Origin of the sequence: Hyphococcus lacteus (assembly GCF_041058985.1) — a bacterium.
In the GTDB taxonomy this organism is placed as follows: Bacteria; Pseudomonadota; Alphaproteobacteria; order Caulobacterales; family Parvularculaceae; genus Hyphococcus; species Hyphococcus lacteus.
Genome location: NZ_JBEHZE010000001.1, coordinates 2,780,360 through 2,799,230 on the forward strand (window position 1 = coordinate 2,780,360; position 18,871 = coordinate 2,799,230).

At 48.5% G+C, this 18,871-nt stretch carries 10 protein-coding genes; all 10 read right to left on the reverse strand.

The annotated features are described in order from the left end of the window. Positions 1-7 precede the first annotated feature (7 nt). On the reverse strand, positions 8-1,111 hold the full coding sequence (locus ABFZ84_RS13210) for a hypothetical protein (RefSeq protein ID WP_369314487.1): 1,104 nt from the start codon (positions 1,109-1,111) through the stop codon (positions 8-10). A 74-nt stretch (positions 1,112-1,185) separates the two neighbouring features. Further along, positions 1,186-2,391, reverse strand: coding sequence for a M14 family metallopeptidase (locus tag ABFZ84_RS13215; RefSeq protein WP_369314488.1), 1,206 nt, complete (start codon positions 2,389-2,391; stop codon positions 1,186-1,188). Between the two features lie 33 nt (positions 2,392-2,424). Then, complete coding sequence (locus tag ABFZ84_RS13220; protein ID WP_369314489.1) at positions 2,425-6,261, reverse strand: autotransporter domain-containing protein; 3,837 nt, start codon at positions 6,259-6,261, stop codon at positions 2,425-2,427. A gap of 78 nt (positions 6,262-6,339) precedes the next feature. Then, positions 6,340-9,462 carry a TonB-dependent receptor plug domain-containing protein gene (locus ABFZ84_RS13225; RefSeq protein ID WP_369314490.1) on the reverse strand — a complete coding sequence of 1,041 codons (3,123 nt, stop codon included), beginning with the start codon at positions 9,460-9,462 and terminating at the stop codon, positions 6,340-6,342. Positions 9,463-9,632: 170 nt separating this feature from the next. Further along, positions 9,633-11,678 (reverse strand): CapA family protein, encoded by a 2,046-nt coding sequence (locus ABFZ84_RS13230; protein ID WP_369314491.1) that lies wholly within the window; start codon positions 11,676-11,678, stop codon positions 9,633-9,635. A gap of 245 nt (positions 11,679-11,923) precedes the next feature. Then, entirely contained in the window at positions 11,924-12,430 is a 507-nt protein-coding gene (locus tag ABFZ84_RS13235) for an Lrp/AsnC family transcriptional regulator (RefSeq protein WP_369314492.1), read from the reverse strand. A gap of 42 nt (positions 12,431-12,472) precedes the next feature. Beyond that, the gene (locus ABFZ84_RS13240; protein ID WP_369314493.1) at positions 12,473-13,444 is read right to left on the reverse strand and encodes a tetratricopeptide repeat protein; all 972 of its coding nucleotides are present in this window, start codon (positions 13,442-13,444) and stop codon (positions 12,473-12,475) included. A 141-nt stretch (positions 13,445-13,585) separates the two neighbouring features. After that, positions 13,586-16,927 (reverse strand): TonB-dependent receptor domain-containing protein, encoded by a 3,342-nt coding sequence (locus tag ABFZ84_RS13245; RefSeq protein WP_369314494.1) that lies wholly within the window; start codon positions 16,925-16,927, stop codon positions 13,586-13,588. A 144-nt stretch (positions 16,928-17,071) separates the two neighbouring features. Continuing rightward, positions 17,072-18,106 (reverse strand): FecR family protein, encoded by a 1,035-nt coding sequence (locus tag ABFZ84_RS13250; RefSeq protein WP_369314495.1) that lies wholly within the window; start codon positions 18,104-18,106, stop codon positions 17,072-17,074. Next, positions 18,103-18,690 carry an RNA polymerase sigma factor gene (locus ABFZ84_RS13255; protein WP_369314496.1) on the reverse strand — a complete coding sequence of 196 codons (588 nt, stop codon included), beginning with the start codon at positions 18,688-18,690 and terminating at the stop codon, positions 18,103-18,105. Before ABFZ84_RS13255 ends, ABFZ84_RS13250 begins: the two co-directional genes overlap by 4 nt. Positions 18,691-18,871 lie beyond the last annotated feature (181 nt).

Genomic DNA, 18,871 nt, shown 5'->3' on the forward strand with positions numbered 1-18,871 from the left:
AAAACGGCTACAAAAACTGGTCCATGGCTTGATCGAGATAATCGATCATCAAATCGCGATTGTCAGAGCGAACATCGCTACTTTGTTCGATATGTAAATAACGATGTGTGTTACTCGAGTCTTCAGCGGCCGTGTCACAAACATCGGGTGATCCATTGGTATAACGACCCGAAGTGTTTGTCGTACCACCTAGGCTGGTCGTATAAAGATCATCTCCTTCCACATCGAGAAACGGGCTATACATACATGCCGATATCTGCCCGCCGTTATTAATCACTGACGCAAGTGTCGTCATCAGTGTAACACCGCTGGCATTTACCAGCGACCGAGTCTCACTTAAATTTACGAGTTTATCGTTGTCGCCGGGCGCACATTGCGACTGTAACGTTGTCAGACTAGCGGAACCAAAACCATGAAATTCTATATAGTGAACATCGTTGTTAAAGTCTTCGATGGATTTTTGGGCGACAAAGAAAAGATGTTCGTCATTATGAACGGCATCACTAACACGATAGTCGCTAAAATTTTGGCAACTACTTGCCACAGGGCTACTGCGCCGGTGAACACCTGCCATTAAAAAATACCGGACATCCAACTCAAGATAAGCCGCGATCCCTTCAAGATTTGTGTTCTGATCAAACTTAGGGTGCGGCACATGAATAGCAACGTTACGCGATGCCGATGGATTAAAAATGAATGTTCCGCCACCTGCGCTACCAGCCGTCGGTACCGGAATTTTCTCACGCAATAAATAATACGTCTTCCCTGTATCCGTATCCAAAAACTCGACAAGTTCATAACCGATCGTTTCTGCTGTTTCATGGGCATCGGTGTACCGTTCATTCAAAATATCTGAAACAACTTCGCTTAAACTCGTGCGTTGGGAGGCAGTTGGTACGTCAAAAATGTCATCATTTGCCTGACCAAATTCCAACGCCGTTAGATAACCGTTCAAACTGCCGGATTGCGTAGGAACTGGATCGACTGGTGCCGGTGGTGGCGTCACTGGTGGTGATGGCGGCGGCGTGGATGGTGCATCATCATTTCCACCAGAGCATGCACTCAATAGCAAAACCGTGACCGCTACAAAAAGGGTTCGTTGGAGCATCATTATATTCTCAATTTTCCGGCGCTTCACCGAACATTTCGTAACTATCATTAGGACAGAAAGGCTTTGTCGGCAGTCTAATTTCGCGACGCTTTATCCTTACCGAGATCGTCTTCGTCGTAGGACAAAAGAATTCGCATCATCTCTTCGGCAAAGACTACCGCGCTGCGTGATATCGCTGCTCTATTTGTCTCGTCGCCAACTTCATAAGTCATGGATGGCGCACCAAATCTTCCGAATGAATAATTCTTCGAAGTTGGCAAACTCCGTTGATGACGTTCCTCGCGTGAGAAATCGTAATAATCAAACCGTTCATCAGCCGACTCGAGCCAACGCGCAGTGAATTTTTCTGGTTTGGTTTTTTCTTTTTTTGTCTGGGTATAGAATAAGTTCTTTTTAGTAGAATGGAAATCAAGCATCAGACGAAGTTGACTGTTGGGATCATCCGCAATGTCATCAAGTAATTTTTTCGCGGCCTGTGTTTCTGGCTGCGTGAAAGGCCCCCAATCACGGTTCAGATCTTTTCCATTTACATTGTGACGCCAGTTTCCATTCGCCACCCCATCTGGGTTCATAAGAGAAACAGCAATGATGCCAAAACGGTTGCGAAAATCGGTGGCTAATTCAGTGTCAGCAAAAACAGTGCTCACAAAAGCCAACATAGCAAACGCACCCGAAAGTTCCGGGGGGTGCTGTCGTCCAAAGAGAACCACGTATTCACGATTAGAATCTGGCTCAGAAGGTGTGCTCTTCAGTGCATAAATTGGCCGTCCTTCCACAGAGTTACCTATTTTGACACGCTCAAGATATGGGTGCTTGGCAACCATTCCTTTTTCCCAGCTTTCATAGGCCTGTCCGCTGATCAACTCTTGTGCAGAAACGATGAATGGTTCCGTCCCCATTTCGAGGGTCATGACCACGCGTTTTCCCTTTTGGCGTTCTCGAACATAGATCGCATCGATCAAAGCCCACGTACGGCCATCATCACTACGCTTAGGGCGATAACGATGCTTTCCATAGCTATAGCGTATACTGACTTTTAAGTCGCCTGTTTGCTTCGGCGTCACGCGAAAAGAATACCACGGGCTTGGGTTGATCGGTTGGTCCTCCGGATCAATCCGGATTTCAAAACTATCCCCTTCAACAAAACATGCCGAAATCCGGGCCCCTTCGAAATCTGCATCAAGTTTCGCGAGGTCGTTTTCGCATGTTTCATTTGCCCATGAGACGGAAAGCAAACCACTTGTAAGAAATGAAGCAATTCCGAAAAGCAATGTCCGCATTGTAAAATCCCAATTCACAGTCGATCTGAATAGTTAGAAACGCACATCAATACGAGCCATCGCACCGTTCCGGAGATAACCACCACCGTCGCCATATCGATAGTTGATGGATGCATTCCACCACTCGCTGCCGACCGAGAGTCCAGCCGTTCCCGATATCACCTGACTTGGAAGATCCACGCCTTGAGCAATCATTACGCCGCTCGCATTGGCATTACTAAAACGTGCACGCACATCGGACGCCGTCCCCGACAGGCGAGTATTCCAGGTTACTTCCGCCTCAGGACGAATGTTGAGACCATTCCCGAGTGTCCAACTTTTAGAGACATAAGTTCCGATTTTTGCGTAAGAGATTGATTGCTTTTTCTTGTCGACAGCTAAGCCCAGTGCGGTGTCACCGCCTTCTTCGAATTCATCTTGCCGCGTAGCGTAATAGTCAAACGTTACGCTCGGGCGCAGTTGGAAACTCGAATCTTTCCCAAATACATCGTAAGAAAATCGATTATGCAAAACGAGTGAGTTTGCGTCGAATTCAGATTGAGCAGTCGCACCACTGAGGCCATTTGCAACGCCGCGATTGGCATCAAAATTTGATTTCGCATAAGCAAGCAACGAACTCACAGCGACTTTGCCGAAGTCGACGACGGCATAGCCACCAAAACTATAGGTATCACCACGGATTTCAGAACTAAGCCCATTCGCATCGGTAGACGAGAATCCGAGCATTGCCCCTAGCGCTACGCGACGACGTAGTTGAGTATCAAAACCCATCGCAAAGGATTCGTCCGAGATGTCATAAGCTACCGAACCATCCTCAAGATCATAGAACGCATCGCCCACAGATAGCGTTGACCACACATAGTTACTCCGGTCGCGATCTTCTTTCACAAACGCACGCCGATCGAATGCCGCCGTCATTGCATCAAACTGTTCAAACAACATCAACGTTGGTGCATTCGTGTAAATTTCTGGCGACACCCCGCGCAGCGCATAGTCCAGCGTGGCTCCGTTTGAAGCACCAGACACAACCATCAATTCATCAAGAACATCGGCATCGACAGCACCGCCAAGTTCATTTTGCAAAACGGCTGCTGCTGAGGTCGCGTTTACGGAAAGTGGAATTGAAGTACCATCAAGAAGCTGATTAACGCGAACAACAACCTCGTCGCCGGACGTTTCAATATCTGCGATTTCCGCAAAGAGAAGGTTAGCCCCTGAAATCGACAATGGCGTGTTTTCGACGACGCCGCCATCTGCTGAGATGATTGTGATCTCACTTCCAACACTCGCAAGATTTCCGGACAGGTTAATCTCACCGCCATCGAGGATCGCTTGCCCTGCCACATCGATAAGACTGGTAGTACCAGAGGAGAAGAAAATCGTTATGTCAGCGCCAGGCGAGACCAAGAAGTCACCGCCAATTCCAACGGTACCGGCTTGACCGGACGGATCGCCGACCAAGAATGATCCCGCTAGGTCAAGGTCCCCGCTAATGCCACCCAACCCAGAAAGAACAGCGCCATTTGCCACGCTGACATCCGCATCAAGCAACGCACCGGACATGATGTTCATGCTACCGCCGTTAATTGTGGCCGTATCAAACGTAATGTCATCGGTCACATTGCTGATACCAGAAAGTTGATTCAGAATTTCAAAATTCGAAATCTTCGCCCCAGAAAGGTTTGTCTCAGCATTATCAATTATAAATGTATCAATGTCGTCATCGCCATTGATGGTTCCGGAAATAGCGTCGGCACTTGCCCCGGAAAGAATAAACTGGTCGTTATCGCTGCCAAGGTTAATCCAGCCATCCACGGTTCCGTCATTTACAATTCGAAAAACGTCTTCGCCGCTTTCCAGAATGGAATTACCCGTAATGCTGCCTGAGTTCGTGATATCTTCAGTTCCAAGACTACCATTAATTGCATATTCTGCAGCGCTACCGATGATAATACCGTCAGCATTGTTGATCACAGCAACAACTTCACCCGACGAACCACCAATGATATTGATACCTTCACCATTCGCCGCGCTGATCAATCCGTTGTTTGTGAGTGTACCGACGCCCTCGTCGAATCGAACGCCAATCGCACCAGCCCCGCCGCTCGCAACGATACTTCCGTCATTTTCCAGTTGAGACCCGGTTCCCAGAACAACGCCCTCGGCACCATCGCCCGAAACCATGATGGAGCCGGTAGCCCCAATTGAGACAACAGAATCATTGTCGCTGTCGATACCGTCAGCATCGACCCCTGTCGTCAAAATAGAACCAAGCAACGTGATATCACTGTCCAGCACCGCAAATACGCCTTCAGCACCGACACCAGCGGTAGATATTGATCCGGTGCTTGTGATTTCGACAATACCAGAATCTACAACTTGAATTCCCTCGCCTTGGTCACCCGTTGTGACGATTGAACCCGCGTGTTCAACAATCGCGATATCACTGGTGAGAATTCCCTCTGCGCCCTCACCGCTTGTTTCGATTGTCGCTCCGGTTGCGACAGTGATCATTGATCCCGTGCTCGTCTGGATCCCTTCCGCATTCTCGCCATCAGTCTGAATCGAGCCTGTGTGTGTGATCGACACGTCATCACCACTGTCGATCCCCTCAGCAAAATTACCAGTCGTCACAAGATCAGCATTATTGATCAGTGTAATGTCGTTACCAGTAAGAATCGCCTCGTCATTGGCAACAGTAATATCATTATTGTTAATGATAGTTCCATTGCCAGAAAGAATAATCGCACCCGAAAGCGGTGTCCCCGCAGCGATCGTCACCGTCGTCGGCATACCGTTCGCAATGATATTTTGAGTCTCAAAGCCAGTAATTGTGAACAAACTCGCAGTGCTACCACTCGCATTAAAGATCAACGATACTGCGTCGCTACCGTCGCCACCATCAAGCGTGCCCGACATCATACCGGCACTTAGATCAACAATTTCTGCTGTATCGTCACCAAGACTAAGATCAACAGAACCCGTTAGCGTTGAGCCATTTACAAGGCGGATGGAGTCAGCACCCGCACCCAGCAAAACATCACCTGTAATATCGCCAGCATTCACAACATTTTCGATTGTCGCGTCGCCGACCAAGGTACCCGCAGTTAAGATTGCACCGCCGCCACCCGAAATAACGCCGCCCGCATTATTGGTGATGTCAGTAATATTGCCAGGATTATCGTCGTCAACGAACACGCCATAACCGAATGTCGAAAGAATTTGACCGCTATTGTTTAATGTGCCCCCAGCTTCGTCGAACAAAACACCATGAGAATCCGTAACACCGCCGTCAACCGCGCCTTCTGATGAAACTAAACCACCTGCAAGAACATTGACCGTCGATCTTTCACCGGCGAGAATACCGCCTGCGGAGTCGCCGGTCGTTCTAACAATCCCGCCGTTACCAACCGTAACAATGCTATCGTCATCGACGTCAATACCATCAGAATCAAGACCATTCGTTGTAATTGTGCCTGTATTGAGAACGGTAGTATCGTCATCTGTGTTGATGCCATCTTGGGAATCATCATTGATTGTAATCGTGCCCGTGTTAGTAACATCACCACGGAAATCAACTTCGATACCGCGGTCAGTACTACTGGTGATATCGCCTGCGTTCACCACCGTTGCGTCGTTATCGAGGTAAATCCCCACAGCGACGTCGGCCCCGACTTCGACATTCAATGTCACGTCATCCTGTGTCGGGGCAATGAACCCATCCGCATCAACACCAGAACAGGTAATAATCGTACCGGAGGCAAGTGATCCATCTGTCGTATTGGGCGTACAGTCTGCACTCGCCGTACTAAATATACCAATACAGTTTACAAGAACGGTCGTGCCAAGAAGCTGTGACAATACTCTCATAGGAGGTTCCCCCAATACTCAATTCTCAAAATAGAAATAGCGCGCCGCCTTTGTCAGGCGGCGCGCTATGTCAAAAAATTAGAAACGTTTCCGAACATCGAAATAGAAATAGCGTGGCGTTACAGAATGTAGTCTGCCGCTATAACCGGCGGAATTATCATAAAATGGCGGTTCGTTGTTTGTGAGATTGTTGATCCCAACACGAATACGCGTACCGCCGAGAAGCCCGCTTTTTCTGAAGCTATAGTCGGCATACATATCCAGTCGATACCAACGGCCAACTTCAAAATTGATTTCAGAACCGTCATCAAGCGTAGCTGTCACGTCTGGATCAAATACCCGGCCCACATACCGGGCATTCATACCCACACCGACATTAGCATTATAATTCCAACGGAAATTTGCTGATCCGCGCCATTTTGGCCGGCTTTCAATCTGGATTAGGTCGCCAACAGATGACGGATCAATTGTTTCTGATCCAATCGGATCGTCCAAGAGTGGCAACACTTCGTCAAAAGGATCTTGCTCATACTTTGTAAGAAGCGCAGCATTCACACTTACCTTAAATCGACCATACTTCGTACGTGGCGTTTCATAGCGCCCAAAGAAGTCAAAACCAGATGTACGACGCGTTTGAAGATTCAAGAATGTTTCGTTGACGAAAAGGATATCGCCAAATGGCTCAATCGATGTTCCGTTTGCAATATTATATGCTTCAATGTCGGCTACGCGATCAGAATCCGGATCTTCACGTTCGACATTGGGGTTAAAGCCTTGTCCAGTGCGTCGCAAAAACTCGTCAATCGCAATTTGATCATTACGAGGAATTGTTCCGACCGTGCCGTTCAATTCGATCGACCAGTAGTCCGCTGTAAACATCCAACCGTCGAGCGGCTTTAATACGATACCCGCTGAAATGTTTCGGCTGGTTTCAGGCTCAAGATCAGGGTTACCCGAAATAACAGACGTTACAGCAAAATCGAGGCAACCAGAACCGCTTGATTGTTGAACAAACGTACAATGCGCCCAGTCTTCTTGGAAATTTGAGAATCGCGAGAATGACGGCGTCGATGTTTGAACCAAGTTGGGAGCCCGGAAACCGAGCGAATACGCAGCACGGAAACTAAGCTGTTCTGCTGGTTCCCATGTTGCCAGAACCCGCGGTTTCATAACCGTCTCTTCAATATCGGTGTAATGCTCCACCCGACCCGCTGCTTGGATTGATGCAGAACCGGCTGCGGTATCCGTAAAGACCGGGAGAATAACTTCGCTGTATGCGGAGAACACATTTCGGTCGGCCGCAACGTCCGCTGTCGCGCTGACACCCAACAAATCACTCTCAAAGAATTCGCCGGTTAGCGGGTTGGTGAAAGAAATTGTTCCGTCAAGACGTTCATCTCGATCATCTTCAATGGTTTCGCGACGCCATTCGACGCCCCAACCAAATCCGACATCGCCACCAGGTAACTCGAACAGTCGCGGTGTTGATGCCCGAAGGTCCCATGTCATCAACGTGTTTATACTTTTACGTGTAACGTCGACACCAATACCTGATGCTTCGACCGCAGCAACATCGGCAATGTCCGGCCCATCAAAAATATTTAACGCGTCGGCATCCGTGCGAGACAACTCAGCATACAGCGCCGATCTGCTGACCAAAAGCCCTACGTCTTTCGCAGATGAGCGAGAATACCCAAACGCCGAATCCCAATCCCAATTCTTGTAAACACCGCGAACGCCGCCCAATGTCCGCCACTGGGTTTGGGACACGTCAATTGTTCGTGGCCCAAGTTCATTAAACCGATATCGACGAACAGCAATATCCAACCCTTCGGCAGGCGCATCAATATCCGCGAGACGGTTAGGATTTACGGAACCGTCAGGCAACATTTCTGCACCAAATGGATTCCAGTAATAGCTCGCCGGAATTACAAAATTATTCGACGTTGACAGAACCGATGGACCGAAGAATTTTTCTGACTCAGAATTATAGAAAATGAAATCGCCATAAACCTCAATCGAATCATTGAGCTCATGGGTAACGTTCATCGCAAAATTGATACGCTGCGTATCTGGAATAATTTTGCGGAACACATTCTGATTTTCATAAAGCGGGCGCGTTCTATAAACCTCATCACCAACGAGGACATCCAAACCGTTTCCTGATGTCGTCGATGAGGAGGTAAACGAGCCATCGTCAAGCTCCAATCCATTCCCAAAAGGAAGACCGAGCTGGGATGAATTCGGGAAAAACCCTTCTGGCTGAAGGTGGAACAAGCCCGCGCTGCTGGTTAACGAGTCTCCGTTTTGGCGAACCCGCTCGCCATCAATACCGTCCGCACTTGAATCTGCGTTACCGACACGGAATTCACCAAAAGGAGAAAAGCTTGAATGGTTACGGAAGCTAGTCGAGCCAAAAAACGGGCTGTCCGGTGATAGGCGCGGATCAAACTGGTGATCGGCATCAGCGGTGAAATCCAGCTCAGACGCATCAAGCCCTTCGCGGTCATAATATTGCGCTGAGAAAGAAACATTTGTTCGGTCATCATTGAAATATTTCCCGCCATAGACGCGCAAATTCAAATCGTGCTGACCGGTTCCCTCTGCAAGACCATAACGCACCCTCGCATTTAGCCCCTCATAATCGTCTCGAATAACGGCATTCAATACGCCTGAGATCGCGTCCGAGCCGTAGAGCGCCGATGCACCATCACGCAGGATCTCAATACGTCCCAGACCATAAGTCGGGATAGCATTCATGTTAACAAACTGGATTGGCACGCCGCCAAATGTTTGCGTCTGGGGATGTGCCACCATACGTCGGCCGTTGACCAAAACCAGCGATGTATCCGCACCCAGCGTACGGAGGTTTAGCGAAGCAATATCGCCGCGCGCGTCGTTTGAAAGCTCAGCGGTACTATTGAAGTCCAACCCGCCCGCTTGGGGAATATTGGATAAAAGCTCTTCGAAAGTCAGATCACCTGCGCCCTCAATATCGTCACTGCCAAGCACGGTAACCGGCATTTCGCCCGCGATATTCGCACCCTTAACCTGAGTTCCGACAACAACGATCTCATCTCGTTCGGGTTGCCCCTCAGAATCCGTTGTATCATTCACGCCTTGTTGCGCATTTGCGACGCTCGAAAACGCCAATAAGCTAGCGGTGCCGAGTAAAAATTGGCCAAACAGGTTCTTTTTCACGATATCCCCTCGTGTCATTTTGATTCATTCCAAGTTTGAGTGTGACACCGACCAGTTCACACACCAAATACGCATTGTTTACACATCAATAACCAAAACACATACCTAAGCACTCGCACACGCTTAGGACGAATATGCGTCGCAAAAACAATTATCTGTGGAATAAGTGTTTATTTATCAGTGTGTTGACTAATAACAGTCAGGTCACATGCCGACCTATTGTAGGTTTGAATATGACTAATCCCGGCTACGTCCAGCGCCTCAACAGCATCCATTTGAGAATATGGGGTTTTCCACTCGATAAGCGAAAGATTATCCAGCCCTACCCGCGCTGATTGGTCTGTTTGGTTTTCCAACTCCAACAATACACGTATCGAGCGCGTACCCACCCGCGGACTCGCGAAGTCAAATTCAAGCCCATTTTCACTGTCCGGGGTTAGTATCGTAGAGCCAAGAACAATGGTCGGCCCATTAGAAAGCGCATCACTAAGACCCTGCGTCGACTTACGTCGTTGCAACTTCGCGGTAACTCGAACTGGGGCATCTGTAGACATGTCAGCAGCCAGCGTCATCGTCGAACCATTTTTATATACACGCAAGAATTTGCGCATTCCGGTTGTCGCGCTCTCGTCTGGTCCTAGCTCAACCACTAACTGCTTATCACCTGCGTGATCGTCATCCTGCGCCAATGATATGCGTTTATCATTATCAAGCCAGCTTCGATCGTCACTCGCAAAGTTGTCATAGGCATCAAAATCCCCGCGCGACAATAAATCTTGCCCTAGGCGAACTTTTGAAGGCGCTGGGCAATTCGCGTCGGCCTGAATTGTTGTCACACGGTTGAACCATGGTACCCCCTCTAAGGAATGCAGGCGTCCGTCACCGCTAAGGAGCGTTTGTACAGAATTAGAATGCGCATCAACACTCTTCGCTTTCGCAAACAAGTGCCCACCAGAGGGTGATAAATGAAGGTTCTTACCCGCTGACAACGTCATAATCCGCTGATTGATCATCCGGCGCATTCGATCGGTTGCCGGGGTCGGTTTATAACCTTTTATGTATAACGGAACCACTTCGGCACGATGAAATTCGCCACCATCAAGCCAGACATAAAGTAACGCCGATGCTTGCGGCGAGTAGAAATATTGATCGAAAAGAAAATTCCCCAAGGACCAAGCAATCAAACGATTGTTGTATAGCTCTAATCCTTGAAAAACATGCGGGTGATGACCGATGGCCAATGCAGCACCAGCATCAAGCGCAAGTTTTAGCTTCGTTTCCATATCCAATGTGGGGCGATCAGCATATTCTAGCCCCCCATGATATTGAACAATAGGGTGCCCCCCATTCGCTTTGCTGTTTGAAATATCCTTAAGAATATTCGCTGTCGTTCCTAAAGCAGCGCCACCCTTATTTTCGGTTGCGGACTGCGTGGGGTTACCCCCCTCCCAGCCCACATAACTCATAAAGGAATATAGGCTGCCCGCTAGTTTAGTCTTGTGCGGTACCAACGCTTGTTTCTCATTTAGGCCGGCACCAGAATACCCAAGATTACTCTTACGCACGTGCTCCAGCGTTTTCTTTAATCCGCTATCGAGATAGTCATAGGTATGATTATTTCCGAGCGCCACATAGTCGACACCCGCTGACTGAAGCGCGTCAAGGGTCTCTGGTGGCGAGAAAAACGTCACGAGTTTTGCCGCAGCATCATTAGGGGGGGCAGAGAAAATCGACGTCTCAAGATTTACTGAGGTATAATCAGCGACACCAAGATATGGTGCAATTATATCGAGCAAACCCTTTGTGTCCTGCCCGACGCGATCAGAATCAATTAATTTCGGCTCGCCTCGGAACGGTTTAGCATAACGTCTACCCATCATCGTATCGCCGCCAAATGCGAGCATCACGCGATCTGGTTTTTTCGCGACCAATTGAATATCAGGCAAATTTCCTGCGCCATCCAAAGCCATACCAGTCGCGATTTCGCTGGCGCTATAAGATTGGACCATCGCATAATGCCCCGGCGCGCTGACATTCAATGTGAAGGTTTTAGTATCGGTTAAAGGGATTGAAAATTCGCCAGATGCTTGCGTCTCAAGATTATTGCCTTCGACATTTATGAGCGCAGATATCGGTGTGCCGGCCTCATCCGTTACACGGCCACGAAGCGTTAGGTCTTCTGCGTGGGCTGGCATTGCGCCAATCGCAACCGCCATTCCTATCGCTGATCCTATCAAAGTTGAGTAAACCCGATATTTTTGCACCACTATTTCCCCGTCGAAAATTACCGGCGGAGCATAGTCAGCATCAATAAGATATCGCAAGTGTTTCCTAGTAATTTACCGTATAAGCACAGAATTACAAAAGGTTATAGACCAACACCCGCAGTCTATGGGTGGTTGAATTACAAAACTATCACAGAAACCATTTCTCTGTACACATCATACTTCGAGAAACAAAACTACGCACAATTCCCGAGCATCGGTGACGTCACAGGGACTTTCGTTTCTGCCTTTAGCTCTTCCATCGAAAAATATGCGCTAATGTCGTAAACGCCTTCTATTTTAATAAGCTTTTTGTAAATACCGTCATACTCCTCGATATTCCGCATAACGATTTTCAAGAAATAATCGACATTTCCAGCAGTTCGATAAAATTCCAGGACTTCCGGAATCTCATTCACGTTTTTAACGAACCGCCTTAGCCATTGCTCTTCGTGATGGTTGGTTTTTACAACCACAATCGCCAGAACATTATAACCAAGCATTTTGCGGTCCACCAATGCGACCCGTCTACGGATTAAGCCCTCTTCTTCCATGCGCTTAATCCGCTTCCAACACGGTGTCTGCGATAAACCAACAGCCTCCGAAACCGCCATAACACTCAAAGAGCAATCGGTCTGTAGAAGCGCAAGTATTTTTCGGTCATAGGCATCAAGCGTAATCATTTCGGCCGTTCCCTCTGACACTTATTTCTCCACCATGTCCATTGATGCGTTCATCAGAGACTATTATTTTTGGCTTTGTTCTTTTTCGGCTGCGAGATACGCCCATGTGCTCCAGAAAGGTGTTTTTATAACAGCCTTATGAAGGGCGTCTGCCTTATCAGATTGCCCTTGATACGCATACCAATTACCCAAACCATAAGCGACTGTCATATCGCGACCATTCCATTTCTCTACTGATTTATCCTTATCGAGAATGTCATCTGGGCTGAATACACCTTTATAAAGCATCACCCGCTTGTAATATGGATAAGTCGTATCAGCTTCGATATCTTCTGGAATGCGTGAAAGAAGCATTTCGGCTTTTTCGTCTTGGCCCATTCTGCGATAAATATTGTACAACCAATCAGATGCACCAATCAGCATGTCGCCAGTTTCCGCAGTATTTATACAGCGTTCGAACGCGCCAGCGGCCGTTTCATAATCCCCGTGAAGATAATAATATAGGCCAATGTGGTACCAAACCCAGTGTTCATAAGTACCATGAGCCTTACCCTTTACATCATATTCATATTCACGCACATCAGATTGTTCGATCAGCGCCACAGCTTCGGTAAAATCGACAATCGCAAGCTCTAGCTCGCGTACGGTCATATAGCGGTGACCGCGATGGCGGCGCAATTTATATGACTCCGGGAATTTCTCTAACCCTTTTGTATAGGCCTTAATTGCATCTTGGTAGTGCCGACGCGATGCCTGTAGCCCGCCAAGCGCAATATAGTCATCCTCAGATAGCGTGGTGCTTTTTTCAAGTTCCTGAATTTGCGCTTTTAGGTTTTCATCCAGTTCGCTGTCGATAGCTTGCTGATATAACGGGGTGCCTAAAAATGATGTTGCTTCTACTATTTTTGTAGCGCCGTCGGCTTCTTGTTTTTGTGTCGTGCTTTTGTCTGTTGCATTTTCCGCACCGATCGAAGCAGCACCACAACTCGAAAGAAATACAACAGATGTAAACAAGATGCTTGTCAATTTGTTCATTTAATCCAACCCGTCTTTTTGTTTATTGGGCTTAAAAAAGCCCGCTTGAGCTGTGACGCTGATTAACCGCAATATGGCATAACCAATCACAACAAATGGTCACAGAACGATTGTTCGCTCTGTGACCAGCATTATTTTCGACTAGAATTTTACAGTCGCACCCGCGAATACATAACGCCCTTGGGCATCATAAATTTGTGGGTATGTATTACCGCGACCGGCATCTTCGCCACCGCCAAAACCAGCGAGCGATGTAAGAGGTGGATCACGATCCAGAATGTTATTCACCCCAGCGCGAAGTTCTACGCCGTTCGAAAGTTCATACTGTGCTGAAAGATCGAAATAGGATGTTGCTCCGAGGAAGTTCACATCGGTTGGTGATGTTGAATATTCCTCAACGCTTGAGAGGTAGCGCCAGCTAAGCGTGGTGCTTAAGCTGCCAATGCCCCACCCCACATTCACACGGTGACGATATTCTGGTGACGGGTTATCACAAGCGCCGCCGTGGAAACCGGCACAATCAATCGCTGGGTTACCAGGAAGTGACTGTTCGCTCAGTTCGCTAAGGAAGGTTGCAATATATCCCAGACGTACATCGCCTACGTTGCCCAAACCAAGATCAGCTAGATCAAACGTGTACGACGCATTCACGTCAAATCCGCTGGTCGTTAGGTTACCAGTATTGATGTTTGTACCCTGAATAAAGGCTTCACCCGGAATAAGGAACAACGTTCCGGCTGAGTCGCGGTTGATCAAGCTACAGTAACTTGGATCAGCTGTATCAAGGCACTGACCAAGCGCATCATTAGCATTCACAGTACCAATAAAGCCCTCAACGTCGATTGAGAAGTAATCGACACTAACAACAAGGCCCGGCACTGCGTTCGGTGAAAGAACCACACCAGCAGTCCATGTGTTTGATGTTTCTGGCTCTAGGTTCTCATTACCGCCGATCAAGGTTGCGATGTTACCCGCACTATCCAAAATCGTTCCGTACTGAGCAGCCGTCACACCTGTACGAGCACATTCTTCAAAGCTTCGTCCAGGTTCAGGAACAGAAGTACCCGCATCAAAATCACCCGCGCACGGGTCTTTTAGACCGTTCGCCCCGCCCGAAAGCGTTTCAAGACCAAATTCTTGCGGGTTGAAAAGCTCAATCGGGTTTGGAGATCGTGTTGCCCGCTGATATTGCGCCCGCAATCTGATGTCTGGTACCGGTTGCCACGCAACACCCATTGAATAGGTGTGCTGAGAACCCGTTGTTTGATAGTAATCAGAGAAACGATATGCGCCAGAAAGTGTAAACTCTTCTGCAAATGGTAGGTCTTGCAGAACAGGAACCTGCATCTCGCCGAAGAATTCATAAACACTAACAGTGCCATCTACGGGCACGCGAGTGTTCGTTGTTGTATCACTATCGTCGGGTGTCAAAGAAAGTGAGTCTTGACGATATTCAAAACCAGCCGCCATTTGAACGCCCTCTGTCGCGAAGGGGCTAACAATTCCCCACCGATCAAGACCGCCCGACAAGCTGCCGCCAAAAACAAGCTGGCTTGTGTCGCCAATACGAAGACTTGGCGTAGAAATATAACGACCCGCCGCATCGGTAATCGGAGCACCAGTGAAAATGTCAAATGGTGCACAGTCTGGATCTTCGCCAGAAAGCACCGAACGACAAATTGGGTCACCGGAAAGTGGGTCAGACACAATATCGAGTGCACGCGCTACTTTTGACAATGAAACATCGTTCAAAAATAACTCGGTATAATCGACTTTTGAAAATTGTCCGAATACTTCGTAATTGATGCCTTCCATCACTTCGCCGCGGAAACCGCCGACAAAGCGTTGTGTTTTTAGGCTATACTCAACATTCCGAGGAAATTCTACGTTCCGGCGACCCACATTCAATGGCGCGCGTTCGACACCATCAGAGTCTGTGAATACAACTGAAGGATCACAGAAAACATTCTGCATATCGGCGGTCAAAAGCGGATTGTCGCAATTAATTGAGCTGGTTTGGCCGAGTGAAACACCACCACCTGCGATTTGTGCAGTGGTCGTATTATCCGCACCGGAGAAATCAAAGAAAAACTCGACATTGTCTTTGATGTCATACCGAGCAAACGCGCCATAGGTGAAACGTTCACGCGGGCGCTGAAGATAATTGCCTAGCGCAAAGTTGAACGCATCTGTTCCGCTATCATAGTTGCGAAGAAGGCCGGTGTCTTGATCAACAGCTAAATTGAAACCGCCCACACCTGTCCGGCTATAGCGTGTGTTTGCTGGCTGGGCATTTGAACCACTACAGGAAAATTCAGTTCCGCCATTACGTGTACCGAATGGGCACGCCGTAATATCGCGGTCTTCCCAGCGGATTGCGTTGTCTTTTGAATAGCCGAAATACGCAGTGATATTGCCACGACCATCATCAACATTGCTACCCGCGACCATATTAAAGTCGAGTGTACGGCCATCTATGATGCTACCGGGATCAGCCTGATCGAAATCCGCAAGAACAGATTCAACGGCTGAGTTATTGTTGTCAGCTTGGAAAAAGCTGCCTTGGAAACTTGCTTCCAGACCTTCAAAATCACGTTTCATGATGAAGTTAACAACACCAGAAACCGCATCCGAACCGTAAACCGCAGTCGCACCACCGGTCAGAACATCAACGCGTTCGATCAACTGCGATGGAATTTGATTGAGATCAACAGCCGCGTTGATGGGCGAGCCGTAAGGTAGCCTCTTGCCATCCACAAGAACCAATGTACGGACAGCACCAAGACCACGAAGATTGACCGTTGCTTGCGCGCCATTAACCCCGGTTGTTGATGATTGACCTGACATTGCTTGTGGCAATGTGTTGATTAAGTCTTCAACCCGCAGAATACCGCGCGCATTGACTTCTTCAGCACCAAGCACCGTAACCGAGCTGCTTGATGTGAGGTTTGAATTTGTAATACGCGAACCGGTAACAACAATAGTGTCGCCGCTTGCGTTTGCTTGATCGGATTGCGCAACCGCACTACCCGCACCGGTAAAACCGATAACAACCGAAGATACACCTCCGGCTAGTTTTGTTAGTAATGACTTCTTGTTCAACTGCCCCTCCTGGCTTGCCAACTTGTCAGGCGTACGTGAAATTGTAATCACGCCGCTCTTTGTAAGGCCGCCAGAAAATCCGATGTCGCGAAGCAGAATTTGCAACGCATCTTCGACAGTATACTCACCAATTACAGGGTTAGCCCCAGTAACACCCGCAAATTCAAAGGGATAAAGCGCCAAGAAACCCGACTGATCCGCGAATTCCTTTAACGCGGGGCCTAGCTGATCCTCGTCAATATCAAAGTCATATTGAAGAGAAGCATCTTGTGCGTTCGCACTATTCACATAAATCGCTGGTGCTGTAAGCGAGCAAGGAACAGCAATAAATCTAAGTGCGAGCGCAGCCCATCCATTCTTATTTGCGACCGTGGTTAGCATCCTTTGCGCATATTCACGCCGGCCTCACATGCTATGATGCCGGTAGTCACAAAACCCCCAGTTCGAATTTGCATTTTTTGCCCTCTACGTCATTTTATTTATAGCGCGGCATTATTCCCCCCAATCGACACCGCAAATATTGCCTTAAGAAGCGCGGGAAATTTTTATACTTTTTCCGCCCACATATTCCACATCAAGCCCGAAAGTGACCTCCAACGCATCGAATAACGCGTCGATCTCCCCAACACGGAAGGTGCCACCCACCGGAAGTGACTGTAAATCCGCATCAGATATTTCAATATTTAGCTCTGTATAGCGACTAATGTCTTTAATCACCTCAGATAGCGGCTCGCCTTCATAGGCAAGCAGCCCAAGCCGCCACGATGCCTTTCGCGTCAATACATTTGGTTCTATCGCGATAATTGACTCGACCTTGTCGGTGAACACTGCATTTTGACCCGCGTCCAACGCCGTGCCTTGTAGCATCTGGTCTTTGACAATGGTCGTTCCCACCGGTGTTTTATCGACCACCTCTGGGGCCATCGCGATACGTCCCTCTGCTACGGTAACCTCAACCTCCGCAGTCGGCCGCAAACGCACAGTGTATGCTGTCCCCACTGCAGTGAAGACACCTTGCCCGGCGTGAACGGAGAACGGGCGCTTCGGATCTGTTGCAACAACAAAATGCGCCTCACCACGCTTCAACAATATTTGCCGGGACGTCTTGTCGATATTCACTACGATCTGAGTATCGGTATTTAGCTGAACTTCTGAACCGTCGACGAGACGAATTGTTCGCTGCTCCCCGATGGCCGTGACATATTGATCGGGCATAGAAGAATAGAGCTGCACAACGCCGCCGACGCCAACGACCATTGCGACCGAAGCCGCCATCGCAAATGCCGCGCGGCGGTTAATCAACGGCCCCTTAGATGGCTGGCTATCCGCCGCCGAGAGCGCAATATCTTCCAATTCCTTGAGTGCGCCTAAACCGTCCCAAAACTTGGCGATGCGGTCAAAAGCCGCTTTATGGTGTTCGCTTTCGGCCATCCATGAACGAAATGCTAGCTGATCTTCGGATGAGACTTCGTCACGATCCAAACGCGTCAGCCAAGCCGCAGCTGCGGCATCAAGCTCGGCCCGATTTGGGAAGGCTACAATTTTGTTGCTTTCACTCATCGTTCATTCGCCACTGTTTTACGCTTATGAACAGCGGCCGCCAATGCAGTTTTATCCGCTGACGAAAACTCCGAGGGCTCCAATCCTTGTTGAAGCAAATAATCGTTACACTTTATCACGGCGTTAGTTACATGCTTCTCTACGGCGCTAACACTGATGTTCATACGGTTGGCAATTTGCTTGTACCGCAGACCTTCGACGCGCCTCATTAAAAATGCCCGCCGACACTGCGGCGGTAGGGTCGCAACAGCCTTTGCGAGGATGACGAGCTTGCGCCGTCCGTCAATCTGCTCCCCCGCACCGGGTTGTTCCGTATCTTCTAAGAGTTCCATGCCGCCGGAATCCTCAAGGTATCCCACATGATTTTTTCGTTTTTTTCGCATTTCATAAAGCGCAACATTCTTGGCGATCCGGTACAAAAACGCCTTGGGCTCAAGAATATCCGTTTTGGTTTCGGCGGCGAAACCCTTTAAAAACGTTTCCTGTAGGGAATCATCGACGTCTTGCGCATTCCGCAAGAAACGCGAAAGGTAGCGCCGGATACCTGCCTCGTTCTCTTGAAAGGATTGCAATATTTTCGACACGAGCGACTGACCTTTTCGGATTCCCATTTTCTCAGGTACAACAATAGATTATGCCCGCCCCCACAACTTTATCAAAGAAAATTACCGGATCGGGGTGGGGATTTATGGCTAATTTGAATCCCACCTACTGAGGGTAATATATTCGCCACACCTTATTTCGATTTTTTGACCCAACTATACT

Excerpts from the sequence above, each read along its gene's own strand:
- ABFZ84_RS13210 (WP_369314487.1), bottom strand. The coding sequence starts at position 1,111 with ATGATGCTCCAACGAACCCTTTTTGTAGCGGTCACGGTTTTGCTATTG.
- ABFZ84_RS13215 (WP_369314488.1), bottom strand. The coding sequence starts at position 2,391 with ATGCGGACATTGCTTTTCGGAATTGCTTCATTTCTTACAAGTGGTTTG.
- ABFZ84_RS13220 (WP_369314489.1), bottom strand. The coding sequence starts at position 6,261 with ATGAGAGTATTGTCACAGCTTCTTGGCACGACCGTTCTTGTAAACTGT.
- ABFZ84_RS13230 (WP_369314491.1), bottom strand. The coding sequence starts at position 11,678 with ATGGCGGTTGCGATTGGCGCAATGCCAGCCCACGCAGAAGACCTAACG.
- ABFZ84_RS13240 (WP_369314493.1), bottom strand. The coding sequence starts at position 13,444 with ATGAACAAATTGACAAGCATCTTGTTTACATCTGTTGTATTTCTTTCG.
- ABFZ84_RS13245 (WP_369314494.1), bottom strand. The coding sequence starts at position 16,927 with ATGCTAACCACGGTCGCAAATAAGAATGGATGGGCTGCGCTCGCACTT.
- ABFZ84_RS13250 (WP_369314495.1), bottom strand. The coding sequence starts at position 18,106 with ATGAGTGAAAGCAACAAAATTGTAGCCTTCCCAAATCGGGCCGAGCTT.